Origin of the sequence: Streptomyces showdoensis (assembly GCF_039535475.1) — a bacterium.
Lineage (GTDB): Bacteria > Actinomycetota > Actinomycetes > Streptomycetales > Streptomycetaceae > Streptomyces > Streptomyces showdoensis.
Genome location: NZ_BAAAXG010000026.1, coordinates 3801324 through 3817376 on the forward strand (window position 1 = coordinate 3801324; position 16053 = coordinate 3817376).

17 protein-coding genes are annotated in these 16053 nt (G+C 73.7%); 10 read left to right on the forward strand and 7 right to left on the reverse strand.

What is annotated here, in order from left to right; genetic code table 11:
- Positions 1-17 precede the first annotated feature (17 nt).
- The 5 genes from ABD981_RS30400 (at position 18) to ABD981_RS30420 (ending at position 3145) form a co-directional block, all read left to right on the forward strand.
- Positions 18-338 (forward strand): DMT family transporter, encoded by a 321-nt coding sequence (locus ABD981_RS30400; protein WP_046907889.1) that lies wholly within the window; start codon positions 18-20, stop codon positions 336-338.
- Entirely contained in the window at positions 338-898 is a 561-nt protein-coding gene (locus tag ABD981_RS30405) for a TetR/AcrR family transcriptional regulator (RefSeq protein WP_046907890.1), read from the forward strand. The genes ABD981_RS30400 and ABD981_RS30405 overlap by 1 nt, the downstream gene beginning before the upstream one ends.
- 109 nt (positions 899-1007) lie before the next feature.
- Positions 1008-1991, forward strand: a complete 984-nt coding sequence (gene dapD, locus ABD981_RS30410; RefSeq protein WP_046907891.1) for a 2,3,4,5-tetrahydropyridine-2,6-dicarboxylate N-succinyltransferase — start codon at positions 1008-1010, stop codon at positions 1989-1991.
- Between the two features lie 69 nt (positions 1992-2060).
- Entirely contained in the window at positions 2061-2294 is a 234-nt protein-coding gene (locus tag ABD981_RS30415) for a hypothetical protein (RefSeq protein ID WP_046907892.1), read from the forward strand.
- Positions 2295-2404: 110 nt separating this feature from the next.
- Positions 2405-3145: an SDR family NAD(P)-dependent oxidoreductase gene (locus ABD981_RS30420; protein ID WP_046907893.1), complete on the forward strand. Its 741-nt coding sequence runs from the start codon at positions 2405-2407 to the stop codon at positions 3143-3145.
- An 8-nt stretch (positions 3146-3153) separates the two neighbouring features.
- Here ABD981_RS30420 and ABD981_RS30425 read toward each other — a convergent pair whose 3' ends face one another.
- From ABD981_RS30425 to ABD981_RS30435, 3 genes are all read right to left on the reverse strand, one after another.
- Entirely contained in the window at positions 3154-4089 is a 936-nt protein-coding gene (locus ABD981_RS30425) for a hypothetical protein (protein ID WP_046907894.1), read from the reverse strand.
- A 121-nt stretch (positions 4090-4210) separates the two neighbouring features.
- Positions 4211-4654 (reverse strand): GNAT family N-acetyltransferase, encoded by a 444-nt coding sequence (locus tag ABD981_RS30430; RefSeq protein ID WP_046907895.1) that lies wholly within the window; start codon positions 4652-4654, stop codon positions 4211-4213.
- 35 nt (positions 4655-4689) lie between these two features.
- Positions 4690-6534, reverse strand: coding sequence for an endonuclease/exonuclease/phosphatase family protein (locus ABD981_RS30435; RefSeq protein WP_046907896.1), 1845 nt, complete (start codon positions 6532-6534; stop codon positions 4690-4692).
- Between the two features lie 205 nt (positions 6535-6739).
- Here ABD981_RS30435 and ABD981_RS30440 point away from each other — a divergent pair, with 205 nt between their 5' ends.
- A complete protein-coding gene (locus ABD981_RS30440) occupies positions 6740-8215 on the forward strand; it encodes a transcriptional regulator domain-containing protein (RefSeq protein ID WP_046907897.1) in 1476 nt (491 codons plus the stop codon).
- A gap of 28 nt (positions 8216-8243) precedes the next feature.
- On the opposite strand, the gene ABD981_RS30445 is transcribed toward ABD981_RS30440, so the two are convergent.
- On the reverse strand, positions 8244-9011 hold the full coding sequence (locus ABD981_RS30445) for an SDR family NAD(P)-dependent oxidoreductase (RefSeq protein ID WP_046907898.1): 768 nt from the start codon (positions 9009-9011) through the stop codon (positions 8244-8246).
- Positions 9012-9099: 88 nt separating this feature from the next.
- Here ABD981_RS30445 and ABD981_RS30450 point away from each other — a divergent pair, with 88 nt between their 5' ends.
- The 3 genes from ABD981_RS30450 to ABD981_RS30460 all read left to right on the forward strand — a co-directional run bounded on the left by ABD981_RS30450 (position 9100) and on the right by ABD981_RS30460 (position 12415).
- Positions 9100-10551: an alkaline phosphatase PhoX gene (locus ABD981_RS30450; RefSeq protein ID WP_046907899.1), complete on the forward strand. Its 1452-nt coding sequence runs from the start codon at positions 9100-9102 to the stop codon at positions 10549-10551.
- Positions 10552-10601: 50 nt separating this feature from the next.
- Positions 10602-11270 carry a GntR family transcriptional regulator gene (locus ABD981_RS30455; protein ID WP_046907900.1) on the forward strand — a complete coding sequence of 223 codons (669 nt, stop codon included), beginning with the start codon at positions 10602-10604 and terminating at the stop codon, positions 11268-11270.
- Between the two features lie 125 nt (positions 11271-11395).
- Positions 11396-12415 (forward strand): 1-aminocyclopropane-1-carboxylate deaminase, encoded by a 1020-nt coding sequence (locus ABD981_RS30460; protein ID WP_046907901.1) that lies wholly within the window; start codon positions 11396-11398, stop codon positions 12413-12415.
- A gap of 72 nt (positions 12416-12487) precedes the next feature.
- On the opposite strand, the gene ABD981_RS30465 is transcribed toward ABD981_RS30460, so the two are convergent.
- The gene (locus ABD981_RS30465) at positions 12488-13699 is read right to left on the reverse strand and encodes a TerD family protein (protein WP_205628167.1); all 1212 of its coding nucleotides are present in this window, start codon (positions 13697-13699) and stop codon (positions 12488-12490) included.
- 36 nt (positions 13700-13735) lie between these two features.
- Positions 13736-13975: a hypothetical protein gene (locus ABD981_RS30470; RefSeq protein ID WP_046907977.1), complete on the reverse strand. Its 240-nt coding sequence runs from the start codon at positions 13973-13975 to the stop codon at positions 13736-13738.
- Between the two features lie 85 nt (positions 13976-14060).
- Here ABD981_RS30470 and ABD981_RS30475 point away from each other — a divergent pair, with 85 nt between their 5' ends.
- Positions 14061-14996 (forward strand): AraC family transcriptional regulator, encoded by a 936-nt coding sequence (locus tag ABD981_RS30475; protein WP_046907903.1) that lies wholly within the window; start codon positions 14061-14063, stop codon positions 14994-14996.
- A 204-nt stretch (positions 14997-15200) separates the two neighbouring features.
- Here the strand turns inward: ABD981_RS30475 and ABD981_RS30480 are convergent, their stop codons facing one another.
- Positions 15201-16013: an NAD-dependent epimerase/dehydratase family protein gene (locus tag ABD981_RS30480; protein ID WP_046907904.1), complete on the reverse strand. Its 813-nt coding sequence runs from the start codon at positions 16011-16013 to the stop codon at positions 15201-15203.
- Positions 16014-16053: the final 40 nt, after the last annotated feature.

Genomic DNA, 16053 nt, shown 5'->3' on the forward strand with positions numbered 1-16053 from the left:
TGTGTACGCTCGTACACATGGGATACGGACTGCTCGCGGGCGCCATAGCGGCGGAGATCGTCGCCACCACCTCCATGAAGTACAGCGAGGGCTTCTCCAGACTGGTGCCCTCGCTGATCACCGGCGCCGGCTACCTGATCGCCTTCGCCCTGCTCGCCCAGGCGCTCAAGACCCTCCAGGTCGGCACCGCCTACGCCATCTGGTCCGGGGTCGGCACCGCCGCCGTCGCCGCGATCGGCGCGCTCTTCCTCGGCGAGTCCCTGAACCTCGCCAAGATCGCCGGCATCGTGCTGATCATCGCCGGGGTCGCCGTCCTCAACCTGGGCGGCGCGCACTGATGGCCCGGCCCCGGCGGTACGACCCCGAGCGCCGCGACCGGATCGTCGACGCGGCCCTGCGCGTCGTCGGCCGCGCCGGCATCGCCGGGCTCAGCCACCGCACCGTCGCCGCCGAGGCCGACGTGCCGCTCGGCTCCACCACGTACCACTTCGGCTCCCTCGACGAACTCCTCGTCGCCGCCCTGCGCCGCGCCAACGACAACTTCGGCCGCGCGCTGCGCGAGAGCCCCGGCCTCGCCGACCCGGCGGCCGACCTCGCCGCCGTCCTGGCCCGCCTCATCGGCACGTGGCTCGGCGGCGAACGGACCGGCGTGGAGCTGGAGTACGAGCTCTACCTCGCCGCCCTGCGCCGCCCCGCCCTGCGCCCCGTCGCCGCCGAATGGGCCGAGGACGTCAGCGCCTGCCTGGCCCCGCGCACCGACCCGGCCACCGCCCGCGCCGTCATCGCCCTCATGGACGGCATCTGCCTCCAGGTCCTCCTCACCGACGGCAGGTACGACGAGGAGTACGCCCGCGAGATGCTCGGCCGGGTGCTCGGCGGCGCCGCCCCGAAGGGCTGAACGAAGCGCCGAAGACCCGCCCCCGGGACTCGTCCGAACCGCCAGGGAGGCGGACCGACACCTGAGACCGGTTGGCCCGCGCGGGGGCCCGCCGGTTAGGTTTTCCGTCATGACCACTGCTCCTCGCACCACCGGCGCCGTCGCCGCCGGCCTCGCCACCATCGCCGGCGACGGCACCGTTCTCGACACCTGGTTCCCCGCCCCCGAGCTCACCGCCGCCCCCGGCCCCGCCGGCACCGAGCGGCTCGGCCCCGACGAGGCCGTCAACGCCCTCGGCGAAGGCGCCGCCAAGGCCCTCGGCGTGGACGCCCGCCGCGGTGTCGAGGTGGTCGCCGTCCGCACCGTCATCGCCTCGCTCGACGACAAGCCGCTCGACGCCCACGACGCCTACCTGCGCCTCCACCTGCTCAGCCACCGGCTGGTCAAGCCGCACGGCCAGAGCCTGGACGGCATGTTCGGCCTGCTCGCCAACGTCGCCTGGACCTCGCTCGGCCCGGTCGCCGTCGACGACATCGAGAAGGTGCGGCTCAACGCCCGCGCCGAGGGCCTGCACCTCCAGGTCACCTCGATCGACAAGTTCCCCCGCATGACCGACTACGTCGCGCCCGCCGGCGTCCGCATCGCCGACGCCGACCGGGTCCGCCTCGGCGCGCACCTCGCCGCCGGCACCACCGTCATGCACGAGGGCTTCGTCAACTTCAACGCCGGCACCCTCGGCACCTCCATGGTCGAGGGCCGCATCTCGGCCGGCGTCGTCGTCGGCGACGGCTCCGACATCGGCGGCGGCGCCTCCACGATGGGCACCCTCTCCGGCGGCGGCAACGTCGTCATCTCCATCGGCGAGCGCTGCCTGATCGGCGCCGAGGCGGGCGTCGGCATCGCCCTGGGCGACGAGTGCGTCGTCGAGGCCGGTCTCTACGTCACGGCCGGCACCCGGGTCACCATGCCCGACGGCCAGATCGTCAAGGCCCGCGAGCTCTCCGGCGCCTCGAACATCCTCTTCCGCCGCAACTCGGTCTCCGGCGCCGTCGAGGCCCGCCCGAACAACGCGGTCTGGGGCGGCCTGAACGAGATCCTCCACAGCCACAACTGACCCGTGGGTCCCCGCGTTGACAGGGCGCGGGGGCCGTACGAGAGTCACACAGGCGAGGGGAAGGTCGACATGACGACCAGGATCAGCGGGACGCCCAGGGCGCGGTCGGTGCTCACCGGCGCGTTCGCCGTCGCGGCGGCGGTGCTCCCGGCGGGCACGGCCGAGGCCGACGAGACGCACAGCCACTCCCACAACGGGCCGCACGTGTCGCTGATCTCCACCGGGCAGATCGACGACCCGCTGGAGGACGTCCTGGAGCACGCCGCGATCCTCGGCAGCACCCGCACGACCGACTCCGCCTGACGCTCCGCACACCGACGGCCCGCCGGCCCCTTCCCGGGGCGGCGGGCCGTCGCCCGTCTCTGGCATGATCCCCCTGCGCGACAGGAGGCCACGAGACAAGGAACAGCACCATGACCGAACAGCAGCCCGTCGCCCTCGTCACCGGCTCGTCCTCGGGGATCGGGGCCGCCGTCGCCCGCAGGCTCGCCGCCGCGGGCTACCGGGTCGCCGTCAACTCGGCCCGCTCCGTCGAGGCGGGCGAGAAGCTCGCCGCGGAACTCCCCGGCGCCCACTACGTCCGGGCCGACGTCGCCGACCAGGCCCAGGCCACCCGCCTCGTCGAGGAGACCGTGGCACACTTCGGCCGCCTGGACCTGCTGGTCAACAGCGCGGGCACCACCCGCTTCATCCCGCACGACGACCTCGAGGCCGCCTCGCCCGACGTGTGGCGGCACCTCTACGACGTCAACGTCATCGGCGTCTGGCAGACCGTCACCGCCGCCGTCCCCCACCTGCGCGCGGCGGGCGGCGCCATCGTGAACGTCTCCTCGCAGGCCGGCGTCCGGCCGGGCGGCAGCTCCATCCCGTACGCGGTGACGAAGGCCGCCGTCAACCACATGACCAAGCTGCTCGCCAAGACCCTCGGCCCCGAGGTGCGGGTCAACGCGGTCGCGCCGGGGCTCATCGACACCCCGTGGTTCGACGGCGTCGAGGGCGCCGACGCCGCCAAGGAACACGTCGCCTCGGTGGTGCCGCTGCGCCGGGTGGGACGGCCCGAGGACATCGCCGAGGCCGTGCACGACCTCGCCAAGGCCACGTACATCACGGGCGAGGTGCTGCTCGTGGACGGCGGCGGCCACCTGCTCGGCTGAGCGGGCCGTCAGCCCTCCTCGCCGTGGCGACGGCGGGCGCGGGCACGGGCGAGCATGGTCAGGGCGGTGCCGAGGGTGACCGCGGCGCCGGCCGCCAGGGGCCACCGTCCGGTGCCCCCGCCGGTGTCGGCCAGCCTGCCGCCCACCGTCTGCTCCGGCGCTGGGTCCCCCGCCGGGTCGGGGGCCGGGGCGGGGGTGGAGGTGTGCCCGGGGTCGGGCGTCGGCCGCGGGCCGCCGGGGTCCGGCGTGGGCTTCGGTCCGGGGTCGGGCGTCGGCTTCGGGTCCGGCGTCGGCTTCGGGTCCGGGGTGGGCTCGGGGTCCGGGGTCGGCTTCGGGTCCGGCGTCGGTTCCGGGTCGGGGTCCGGGTCGGCCGGGCGGTAGATCTCGGACTCGGTCCATCCGGCGCCCTCGCCCTCGTCGTCGCCGTACTCCACGTTCACCCCCGCGCCGAAGGCGTAGAACTGCGAGGGGGCGTCCGCCGTGAACTTCATGCGCAGCGGGAAGGTGCTCTTCCCGGGCGGGAAGGGGCGCCCGGCCAGAGCAGGATCCGTGTTGATGAGATGCGACGGCTGCGGCGGGCTGAACTCCTGCTCCCGCCACTGCCCGTCGACCTTCATCTGGATCCGTATCTGCTCCGGCCGCAGACCGGGGTAGTCCTCGTCGACGTCCCACCACAGCAGGACCTCCAGGTCCCGCAGCACCCCGTCGCCGGTGTTGTCCAGGGTGAGCGTGAACTCCTGCCACTCGCCGCCCGCGAGGAACCGTTTCGGAAGTCCGCTCACGCTGGGGACCACCAGTACGTCCGGCGCCTTCCGCTCCTCCGCCGCGTCCGGAGCGGACACGGCGGGCGGGCGGGACGCGTCCGCCGCCGCGGGGGTGGCCGGCCAGGTGGCGGGGGACAGGACCGAGACGGCCGCGAGGGCTGCGATGCGCGTGGATTTCAAGGGATTCGTCGTTTCGCCGAGGTGGGTGGACGGGACGATTCCACCCTGGGGCGACGAACCGTCACCGGGTACCCCGTCGCGGTTGATCGACCCATAAACGACGTTTATCGCCCATCCGCCGCTAAAGGCTCAGCTTGAACCCGTCGTGGCTGCGGGCGAAGCCCAGCGAGGCGTAGAAGCGGTGGGCGGCCGTGCGGTCCTTGTTGCTGGTGAGCTGGACGAGCGCGCAGCCCCGGGCCCGGGCCCTGGCCACCGCGCGCTCCATCAGCTCCCGGCCGAGTCCGCCGCCGCGCCGGTCGGCCCTGATCCGGACCGCCTCGATCAGCGCCCGTTCGGCGCCGCCCTTGCCGAGGCCGGGGATGTACGTGGCCTGCAGGCAGCCCACGACGAGGACGCCGTCCACCAGGACGAGGACCTCGTTGCGCGGATCGGCCTCGATGTCCGCGAACGCCCGCTCGTAGGCGGCGGTGACGGGCACCGAGGCCGGGTCCACCACCCGCTCCTCGTCGGCGAGCAGCGCGAGGACGGCGGGCAGGTCGGCACGGGTGGCGGGGCGCAGGATCACGGCCCGCAGTCTCGCACACCCGTGCCGACGGGGAACTACGGGCGGAAGCGCAGGACCTGCGGGTCGTGGTCGCTGTTCTGGTCCGCGAACTCGGCGTTGATGTGCACGCTGTCGTACTCGAAGTGGTGCACGCCGGGGCTGGTCAGGATCTGGTCGAGGACCTGGCTGTTGCCCTGGTAGACGTACGAGTAGCGCTCGCTGCGCGGCAGCGACTTGACCGCCGGGTACAGCGCGCCGCCGTCGGTCAGCGCCTTCGTGGTCCCGGAGAACTCGAAGTCGTTGATGTCGCCGAGGACCAGCACGTCGGCCTGCTTGTCCAGGGCCAGGACGTCCTTCACGAAGGCGTTGACGGCCTGCCCCTGGAGCAGCCGCTTGACCTCGGAGGAACGGGCCGGGGGCTGGTGGTGCGAGACGATGGACTCGTCGCCGCCCTTGGAGCCGAAGTGGTTGGCGACCACGATCACCGTGCGGCCGCGGAAGAGGAACTCGCCCGCGAGCGGCTTGCGGCTGTTCTCCCAGGCGGTGTTCGCCGGGTCGATCCGGCCGGGGGAGAGGGTCAGGTGGGCGTCGCCCTTCGTGCCCGTCACCGCGGTCGCGGTCGTGGCGTCGCCGCCCGGGCGGTCCACGAAGGAGACCCGGGCCGGGTTGAAGAGGAAGACCTGACGGATGTTGCCGCCGGGCTCGCCGCCGTCCTTGCCGTTCTGCGGGTCGATCGAGCGCCACTCGTACGCCGGGCCGCCGGCCGCGACGATCGCCTCGGTGAACTTCTTCAGCGTCGCGCCGGCCGTGACGGTGCCGTCGTTCTTGGCCCCGTTGTCGTCCTGGATCTCCTCCAGCGCGACGACGTCGGGCGAGGCGAGGTTCTCGACGACCGCCTTCGCGAGCGCGTCGAACTTCTCCTGCGGGTCGGTCGGGTCGAGGTTCTCCACGTTGTACGTGGCGACCGCCAGCTCGTTCTTGTGCTGCTTGTCGGTCACCTCGCGCTCCAGGCCGAGGTCCACGTGCTTGCCCAGCGTGTTCGCGACCAGGGTGTAGCCGCCGAACTGGTTGAAGTCGAGCGGGCCCTCGGTCCGGCCGACCAGCCAGTCGCCGACGTTCGCCTTGGGGAAGGGCTGCTGGGCGATCGGCGCCAGCTGCTGGATCTGCAGGCGGCCGGTGTTCTGGGAGTCGTACGAGCCGTAGACCGTGCCACCGCGGAGGTTGGGGTTCTCGAACGGCTTCACCGACACCCACAGCTCGGAGTACGGGTCGGTGGCGCCGACCACCCGCGAGGTGCCGACGCGGACGTTGGTGCCCTCCAGGGACTCGTAGTAGTCCAGGGCGTAGGCCTCGGGGTCCAGGGTGAGGCCGTTGATGGAGCCGCCGGCCGCCGGGTCGCCCTCGGGGGCGTACGCGCGCGGCACCGAACCCGCCCAGATGGTGACGGGCGCCGGAACCGGGTTGCCCTGCGACAGGACCGTGACGACCGGCTTGGAGATCTGGGTCAGCGACTGGTTGCCGGAGTTCAGGCCGCCCGGCACGTACTCGGTCACCGAGCCGTTGACGCTGACCGAGTCGCCGACGGCGACGGTCGGCACGGAGCTGGTGAAGACGAAGATGCCCTCGCTCGTGGCCGGGTTCTCGTCCGCCTGCGGGTCCTGCATCCAGAAGCCGCGCGAGCCGTACGTGCGCACGCCGGTGACGATGCCGGTGACACCCGTGACCGGCTTGCCGGCCAGCGGCGAGACCCGGGTGGTGCCCTGGATGTCGTGGATGCGGACGGGAGCCGCGCCCGTGGTCACGTCGTCGGCGGACGCGGACGCGCCGCCCAGCAGGCCGGCGGCGAGGGCGGCGGAGACGACGGCGGCGACGGCGGCGGATCTCGGTATGGAGGAAGACATCAAGGAGCTCCGTGAGGGCTTGGAGAAACGATCGAACGGTCTACGCGCGTCAATTTCGTTGCAGACCCTTCGACTTGTCAAGGGTCGACGGGTGTACGAAGGCTGACGCCTCCGTGAACCGCCGGACCGCCCCGCGAATACGTCTACGCTGAAGGCCGCTCTAAGCGCCGTGAAGGCCCCGCACTCGTCGAGGAGAACACCCCAGATGGCACCGGACCGCCAGACCCTTCCCCCCGTCCGCTTGCGCTCGGACGCGGAGTTGGCGCGGGACGCCCTGGCCACCCCCCTCCTCGCCCGCGCCGTGCGGCTCGCCCGCTGGGCCGGGCCGGAGACCCGGGTCGGGGCGGGCGGCGAGCTCGTCGACGAGCAGCTGCCCGCCGCCGCCGAGGAGCTCGGCCTGGCCGGCGACCCGGACGCCGAGGCGTACGCGAGCGAGGCCTGGCGGATCGCCGTCGACACCGGCCTCGTGGACGTCCAGGACGGCGAGGAGTCCGAAGCGGGCGAGGAGGCCGTGGAGGCCGTGGAGGGCGCCGGGGACGGCACCGTCACTCCCGGCGAGAACCTGGCGCTCGTCACCGGCGGCGCCCCGCAGGACGTCCTCGCGATCTGGCTGGAGGGCTTCGACGCCGTCTTCGCCGACGCCGCCGCGCCCTACATCGAGGACCTCGACGCACTGGTCGGCGAGGACGGCGAGATCGACTTCGAGGCCCTGGACTGGGACCCGGAGGGCGAGGCCGAGTTCCTGGAGGGCGTGCTCGGCAACCTCTACCTGCTGACCGTCAGCGAGGGCGGCGCGGGCGAGGGCCCGGTGCCGCTGCCCGCGCTGGCCGCCTCGATGGTCGTCCCCGACGACATGGGCGAGCCCACCGACGACGTCCTGGAGCAGGTCTCCGACGCGATGATGCGGCTCGACGAGCAGTTCCGGGTCCTCGAACCGATCGGACTCGTCGAGTACGACCCCGTCGACGAGGCCCTGATGGCCGAGGAGGGCGAGGAGCCCGCCCCGCCCGTCGACGACGAGGACGTCAGCCGCTACGGCATGGTCCGGCTCACCCCGCTCGGCCTGTACGGCGTGCGCGCCCGGATGCTGGAGGCCGGACTCGTCGTCCCGGCGGTCGGCGAGCTCGCCGACAAGGGCGCCGACGTCCTGCTCGACGGCATCGCCCACTACCCGCAGGACGCGGCCCGCGCCGAGACCGCGGGCTGGCTCACCGCCCGCGAGCCGGGCACCGCCGCCCGGGAACTCCTCGCCGCCGCCAAGGGCGGAGACCCGGACTCCCCGCTGCGCCGCCTGCACGCGCAGCAGGCCCTGTCCCTCGTCGGGGCCGAGGCCGAACCGGCCGTCCGGGAGGTCCTGGACGACCCGGAGCTCGGCGGTCTCGCCCGGGTCTGGCTCGCCGAGCGGGGCGCGGCGGACATCCCGGCCCCGCCGGAGGCGATGATCTTCTGGCTGGCCATCGACACGATCGCCGCCCACCTCGACGCCGACGGGGACCTCACCGAGCTCCAGGACCTCATCGAGGGCCTGACCAGCCGGCACGGCGGCTTCTTCGAAGCGGCCTGGCGGGTCGAGCACCCGGCGACGGCCGAGGTCCTGGAGGCCATGGGCCGGCTGCACCGCGACAAGCCCACCGCCAAGGAGGCCCGCAAGGCCGCCTTCAAGGCCCGCTCGAAGAACTGAGCCGTACGCGGGGGACGGGGCCCGGTCCTCAGGTCCGCAGGTACGAGGCCCCGTTGAGGTCGAGCACCGTCCCCGAGGCCCAGGCGGCCTCGGGGGAGGCGAGCCAGTGGACCGCCGCCGCGATCTCCTCCGCGGTGCCGACCCGGCCGAACGGGCTCTGGGCGAGGATCGCCGCGCCCTCGGGCCCCGCGAGCCGGGGCGCCACCCGCTCGGTCGCGAAGAAGCCCGGGGCGACCGAGGCCACCCCGATCCCGTGCGGGCCGAGCGCCACGGCCAGCGACTGGCCCAGGGCGTGCACGGCCGCCTTGGTGGCACCGTAGGCCGGGTGGTCCGGCTCGCCCTTGAAGGCGCCGCGCGAGCCGATGTTGACGATCCGGCCGGGTACGCCGGCCTCGATCATCCGCCGGGCAGCGAGGTGGCTGAGGTACGCCGTGCCCAGCAGGTTCACCGAGACGTGGCGTTGCCAGAGCCCGACCCACTCCTCGTACGGGGTGGTGGCCGGCGGGTGCGGCAGGTTGACGGCCGCGTTGTTCACCAGGACGTCGATGCCGCCGAGGCCCCCGGCCGCCTCGTCCGCGACCCGGGCGGCCTCCGCCGGGTCGGCCAGATCGCCGGAGACCAGCACATGGCCGGTGCCCTCCAGGGCGGCGAGGGTATCGCGGGCCTCCTCCTCGCGCGAGCCGTAGTGCACGGCCACCCGGTCGCCGCCGGCCGCGAAGGCGCGGGCCACCGCGCGGCCCAGGCCGCGCGAGGCACCGCTGACCAGAACGCGCCGGCCGTTGTGGGGCAGGTTCATGAGGGATCGCCTTTCTGTTCAACCGCCGTTTATACGGGGGCGCGACCGTGTGCCGCGACACCGGGTGACGACAGGGAGAAGAACCGTCATGTCTCTCAACCGCAGAGAGTTCGCCAAGAAGTCCGCAGCCACCGGCGCCGGCCTCGCGCTCACCGGCGCCGTCGGCACGCTGGCCACCGCGCCCGAGGCGCTGGCCGCCGACGACCCGCAGGAGTTCGCGGCCGAGGGCCACGGCGAGGGCCACGGGCACGGGCACGGCCACGGCCACCGGCTGGGCTACGGCGAGCTGGTCCCGGACCCGGACGGCGTCCTCGCCCTGCCCGAGGGCTTCACGTACCGCGTCATCACCCACAGCGGCGTCACCCGCCTGGAGAGCGGCGAGTTCACGCCCTCCAACCACGACGGCACCGCCACCTTCGCGGGCCGGCGCGGCACCACGTACCTGGTGAACAACCACGAGCTCAAGGGCCCCCGCGCCAACTGGGCCCACCCCGTCCCGCTCACCGAGGGCCTGGTCTACGACCCGGCGGCGGCCGGCGGCTGCACGGTCGTCGAGGTGCACCGCGACGGCACCGTCGCCGAGTGGGTCGGCATCGCCGGCACCTCCACCAACTGCGCGGGCGGCCGCACCCCCTGGGGCACCTGGCTCACCTGCGAGGAGACCGAGGACCTGGCCGGCAAGAACGGCATGACCAAGGACCACGGCTACGTCTTCGAGGTCGACCCGCACGACCACCGCGCCAACCGGAACCCGAAGCCGGTCAAGGCCTTCGGCCGCTACGCCCACGAGGCCGTCGTCATCGACCCCAAGCGGGGCCACGCCTACCTCACCGAGGACGCCTCCGGCCCCAACGGCCTGCTCTTCCGCTGGGTCCCGCCGAAGGGCTTCGAGCACGGCCGGGGGCGGCTCGGCACCCTCGCCGACGACGCCGGCGTGCTCCAGGCCTTCAAGTGCTTCGACTCGGCCGGCCGCTTCGTCGACGACCTCTCCCGCGCCACGAAGACCGGCACCGTCTACGGCGTGGACTGGGTCGACGTGCCCGACCGCGACGCCCGCAAGACCCCCGTCCGCAAGCAGTTCGGCCCCGGCGAGGTCACCCGCGCCCGCAAGCTGGAGGGCATGTGGTGGGCCGACGGCGGCACGTACATCGTCTCCTCGTACGCCCGTGAGGAGAGCCCCGGCGCCGCGCACGACGGCCAGGTCTGGTTCTACGACCCCAAGCGCCGCACCCTCACCCTCCAGGTGCTGCTCGGCGTCAACGCGACGCCCGACCAGGACGGCGCCTTCGACGGCCCGGACAACATCACCGTCTCCCCGTACGGCGGCATCGTGATCGCCGAGGACGGCGAGGGCGTCCAGCACCTCTTCGGCGCGACCGAGAGCGGCCGGACCTACCCGATCGCCCGCAACGACCTGAACGACAGCGAGTTCACCGGCGTGGTCTTCTCGCCCGACGGCGACACCCTGTTCGCCAACATCCAGGACCCGGGCATCATGCTCGCCATCACCGGCCCGTGGCGCCGACAGCCCCGTCGCTGACGCCTCCGGTCCTGGTGCCGTCGCCGGGCTGACACCTAACATGTCAGCCCATGGACGCCTTACGGCCGGTGGGCCGGACCCTGCTGCGCGACCGCGCGTACGAGGCACTGCGCGAGGCCATCGTGCGCGGTGAACTCGCGCCCGGCTCCGTGGTCAAGGACGCCGAGCTCGCCGCCCGCCTCGGCCTCTCGCGCGCCCCGGTGCGCGAGGCACTGGCCCGGCTCGGCGACGAGGGCCTGGTCGAGACCAAGCCGCAGAGCTACACCCGGGTCACCCGGCTGGTCAGCCGGGTGGTCCGGGACGCCGCCTCCGTGGTGCGGGTGATGCACGAACTCGCCGCCCGCACCGCCGTACCGCTGCTCGGACCCGAGGGCATCCGGGCGATGCGCGAGGCCAACGAGCGGTTCGCCGCGGCCGTGCGCTCCGCGGACGTCGAGGCCGCCCTGCGCGCCGACGACGAACTCCACGACGTGCTCGTCGGCGCGAGCGGCAACCACGCGGTGGCCGCCACCATCGACCGCTACACGCCCCTGATCCGCCGGGTCGAGCGCCGCCTCTTCGGGGATGCCGGCAGCTGCGGTTCCACGGAGCTCCACGCGCGCCTGATCGACGCGTGCGAGGCGGGCGACACGGAGGAGGCGGTGCGGGTGACGACGGAGATATGGCGGGCCCTCGAAGAGCTCGCCGACGAGGCGACGGACCCGCCGGACCGGCTCTAGGCCGTGTCCTTCGGATCATGCCGGATCGGCCCGCGGCGTCCGCGGGCCCCGATCCCCGCCCCGGCCCCGCCGCCGGTCCGCCCGGGCGTCCAGGACCCGACCGCGACCACCCCAGGGAGCCCCGCATGCCGACGATCGACGACTTCGAGCGCTACCCGCTGCTCTTCGGGCCCTCGCCCGTGCACCCCCTCCAGCGGCTGACCGGCCACCTCGGCGGCGCCACCCTGTGGGCCAAGCGCGAGGACTGCAACTCCGGCATCGCGTACGGCGGGAACAAGACCCGCAAGCTGGAGTACCTGGTCGCCGACGCCCTCGCCCAGGGGTGCGACACCCTGGTCTCCATCGGCGGCGTGCAGTCCAACCACACCCGCCAGGTCGCGGCCGTCGCCGCGCACGCCGGGCTGCGCTGCGTGCTGGTGCAGGAGAGCTGGGTCGAGTGGCCCGACTCCGTCTACGACAAGGTCGGCAACATCCTGGTCAGCCGGCTCGCGGGCGCCGACGTGCGGCTGGTGCGGGCCGAGTTCGGCATCGGGTTCAAGGAGAGCTGGGAGCGGGCGCTGCGCGAGGTCGAGGAGGCCGGCGGCAAGCCGTACGCGATCCCGGCGGGCGCCTCGGACCACCCGCTGGGCGGCCTCGGCTTCGCCCGCTGGGCGTACGAGGTGGCCGAGCAGGAGCGCGAGCTCGGCGTCTTCTTCGACACCGTGGTGGTCTGCTCGGTGACCGGCTCCACCCAGGCCGGGATGGTCGCGGGCTTCGCCGCGCTCGCCGAGGAGGGCGGGCGGGCCCGCCGGGTGCTGGGCGTCGACGCCTCCGCGAAGCCGGTGTCCACCCATGAGCAGATCACCCGGATCGCCCGGGACACGGCCGCCCTGATCGGCGTCGAGCGGACGCTGACCGCCGCCGACGTCGAGCTGGACGACCGCTACCACGCGGGGGTGTACGGCGTCCCCGACGAGGCGACGCTGGACGCGATGCGGCTGGCCGCCCGGACCGAGGGCATGGTCACCGACCCCGTCTACGAGGGGAAGTCGATGGCCGGTCTGGTCGACCTGGTGGACCGGGGCGAGATCGGCGCGGACTCCACCGTGCTCTACGTCCACCTGGGCGGCCAGCCGGCCCTCAACGCGTACAGCGCGCTGTTCTAGCCCGGCCCGCGGGCCGGGCGCGCCCTCCGGCCGGACGGCTTCCGGCCGGGCGCCCTCCGGCCGGACCGGGGCTCAGAGGGCCTGGGCGGCGGGCTTCACCATGCCCCGGACGGTCCGCGACTTCACGAACTCGCCCATCGCCGTCATCTCCCACTCGCCGCTGAACTGCTTGATGAGCTTGGCCATCATCACGCCGGTCTGCGGCTCGGCCGTGGTGAGGTCGAAGCGGACCAGCTCCTCGCCGGTGGCGGCGTCGATCAGCCGGCAGTAGGCCTTGGCGACCTCGGTGAACTTCTGGCCGGAGAAGGAGTTGACGGTGAAGACCAGGCCGGTGGCGTCGGCGGGCAGCCGGCCCAGGTCGACCACGATGACCTCGTCGTCGCCCGCGCCCTCGCCGGTCAGGTTGTCGCCGGAGTGCTTGATCGAGCCGTTGAGGATGGACAGCTTGCCGAAGTAGCAGCTGTCCAGGTGGTTGCGCTGGGGGCCGTAGGCGATGACCGAGGCGTCGAGGTCGATGTCCTTGCCGCGGTAGGCGGGCTCCCAGCCGAGGCCCATCTTGACCTGGGAGAGCAGCGGGCGGCCGCCCTTGACCAGGGAGACGGTCTGGTTCTTCTGCAGGCTGACCCGGCCCTTGTCCAGGTTGATCTTCCCGGTGCCGACGGGAGCCGGGGCGGGGGCCGCGGGCGGCGCCGCCGGGGCCGGCGGGACCACGGCCGGCGCGGGGGCGACCGGGGCGGGGGCGACCGGCGCGGCGGGGGCCTGGGCCGCGGCGGGCGTCGGCTCCTCGTCGACGCTGACGCCGAAGTCGGTGGCGATCCCGGCCAGCCCGTTCGCGTAGCCCTGGCCGACCGCGCGGGCCTTCCAGGCGCCGCCGCGCAGATAGATCTCCATGACCACGAGGGCGGTCTCGGTCCCGAGCCGCGGCGGGGTGAACGTGGCGAGCACGCTGCCGTCGTCCGCGTTGCGCAGCGTGGCCGTGGGCTCGATGCCCTGGAAGGTCTGGCCGGCGGCGTCGGGGCTGGCGGTCACGACGATCTTCTCGACCCCGGCCGGGACGGCTCCGGTGTCCACCACGATCGCGTCCGGGGCGCTGCCGCCGCCGGAGCGGTAGCTGACACCGGGCCCGGCGGGCTGGTTGTAGAAGATGAAGTCGTCGTCCGAGCGCACCTTGCCGTCGGCGCCGAGCAGCAGGCCCGACACGTCGAGCCGCACGGGCGCGGCGACGTCCACCGCCACGCGCGCGGCGGTGAGAGGGATGTTCGAGCCGGGGGTCATTGCGGTCATGCCGGGGGTAACGAACGAGACGCTTTTGCCGTTCCCTTACCTTCGTCCCGTTCGGCCACTCCGGTTACGCGGGTGCTCGCGCGCGGTGCGCTCGTTGCCGAAGCGGTACGAGCCGGTCCAGCGGGCCATCACCAGCTGCGGGTCGCCGGCCTCGACCTCCGCCAGGAAGCGGTCCGCGCGGCCGCCGCGCAGCGTGGCGGCGGCCCGGCCGCGATGGGTGATGACGACCGTGCCGTCCGCACGGCGTGCGAAGACGAATCCCTGAGGTGAAGGCATGCCGGGCATCCTGCCGGTCCCGGCCGCGTCCGTCATACGAATATTCTTACGAGCTGTGGGTGGGAGCTCTTTCCGGACGCGGGACGTGGACGAGGCGCGCGAGGAGATCGACGCGCGCTATTACGCCAACTTCATGGACGTCATCGACGCGGGGGAGCGCCCCTTCGCCGCGCGCTTCGACACCGTCGGGCTGGGGTCGCTGATGATCGGCGACCTGAGCTGCGGCGCCGACGTCCGGATGCGCTTCGGCGAGCTGGGCGCGTTCCACGTCAACGCCCCGATGAGCGGGACCATGGAGCTGCGCCAGGGCGGCGGCGGGAGCCGGCTGCTGGCCACCAGCGGGGAGGCGGTGCTGCTCGACCCGGCGGGGGACACCTTCCTCGACCGGTGGAGCGGGGACTGCCGCGTCCTCTCGGTGAAGATCGACGCGACCGCGCTGCACGAGCGGCTGGAGCAGCTGATCGGGCGCCCGCCGCGCGGCCGGCTCGCCTTCGGCGCCGGGCTCGACATCACCAGCGGCCCGGGGCTGAGCTGGGTGACCTTCGCCCGGCAGGTGGCGGCCGGGGCGCTCGCCGGGGACGGCCTGGCCACCCACGAGCTGGTCTCCCGGCCGCTCCAGGAGGCGCTGCTCAACGGGCTGCTGCTGGCCGCCGAGCACCCGTGGCGGGATGAGCTCGCCCACCCGGGCGGGCCCGCCCGGCCCGGGCCGGTGAAGCGGGTGATGGACGCGGTGCGGGCCCGCCCCGAGCACCCCTTCACCAGCACCGAACTGGCCGCCCTCGCCCGGGTGAGCGTGCGCCGGCTCCAGGAGTCGTTCCGGGAGTACGTGGGGATGTCCCCGATGGCGTACGTGCGCGAGGTGCGCCTGGAGCGGGTCCACGAGGAGCTGCGAGCGGGCGCGCCGGACGGGCTGAGCGTGACCGAGGTGGCCTGGCGCTGGGGTTTCGCCCATCCGGGCCGGTTCGCGGCGCGGTACCGCGAGCGCTTCGGCGAGTCCCCCTCGGCCACCCTGCGCCGCTGACGGCGGGGCGCGCGGCGCGTGGCGTGAACGGATCGCGCTTTCCGGACGGTTGCCGCGTTCCCCGGCTCGCGACGATCTTGGTCGGGTCATATCGTCGGAATGTCCGCGTGCGCCAGCCGCGCGCGTCGACCCGGGCCTGGCCGGCTCCCCCGCATTGTCCGGCCGGGCCCGTTCCCCTTCCCCGCCTCGGCCCTCCCGGCCTCCTCAGCGCGTCCAGCGCGGCGGGTCCTCGCAGAAGTGCCCGCCCAGGTACACGTCGTCGGCGCTGCCCGGGGCCGGGAGCCCCCGCTCCGCGATGATCCGTTCCGCGAACACCTCGGAGTCGTCCTTCGGTTCGTAGCCCAGCGCCCGGGCCGAGGAGAGGTCCCACCACTCCCGGGTGTTGGCGGAGGAGCCGTACACCACCGTGTGCCCGACCTCCGGCGCGGTGAGCGCCGCGTGGAACAGCCGGGCGCAGTCGGCGGGGCTCAGCCAGGTCGAGAGCATCCGCACGGACTCCGGCTCGGGGAGGCAGGAGCCGATCCGCACCGAGACGGTCTCCACCCCGTGCTTGTCCCAGTAGTACTGCGCCAGGTCCTCCCCGAAGGCCTTGGACAGGCCGTAGAAGGTGTCGGGCCGGTGCGGGGTGGAGACCGGGACGGGGGGCTCGTCGCGGCGCGGGCGGGGGGTGAAGCCGACCGCGTGGTTGCTGGAGGCGAAGACGACCCGGGGCACGCCCTCCTCGCGCACCGCCTCGTACAGGTGGTGCAGTCCGGTGATGTTGGCGGCCACGAGCGCGTCGAAGCCGGCCTCCAGGGAGATCCCGGCGAGGTGGATCACGGCGTCCACCCCGCGCACCGCCTCGCGCAGCGCGGCCCGGTCGGCGAGGTCGGCGAGGATCGCGTCCGGCGCGCCGGGGACGGGCAGCACGTCGAGCGGGCGCAGCGCGTGGCCGTACGCGGGCAGCAGCTCCCGCATCAGGGTGCCGACGCCGCCGGCGGCGCCGGTGAGCAGGACGGTGCGGGGAGCGGGGGGCATGGGCCGGTCTCCGTTCGTGGTCCGAATTCACAGACATGGA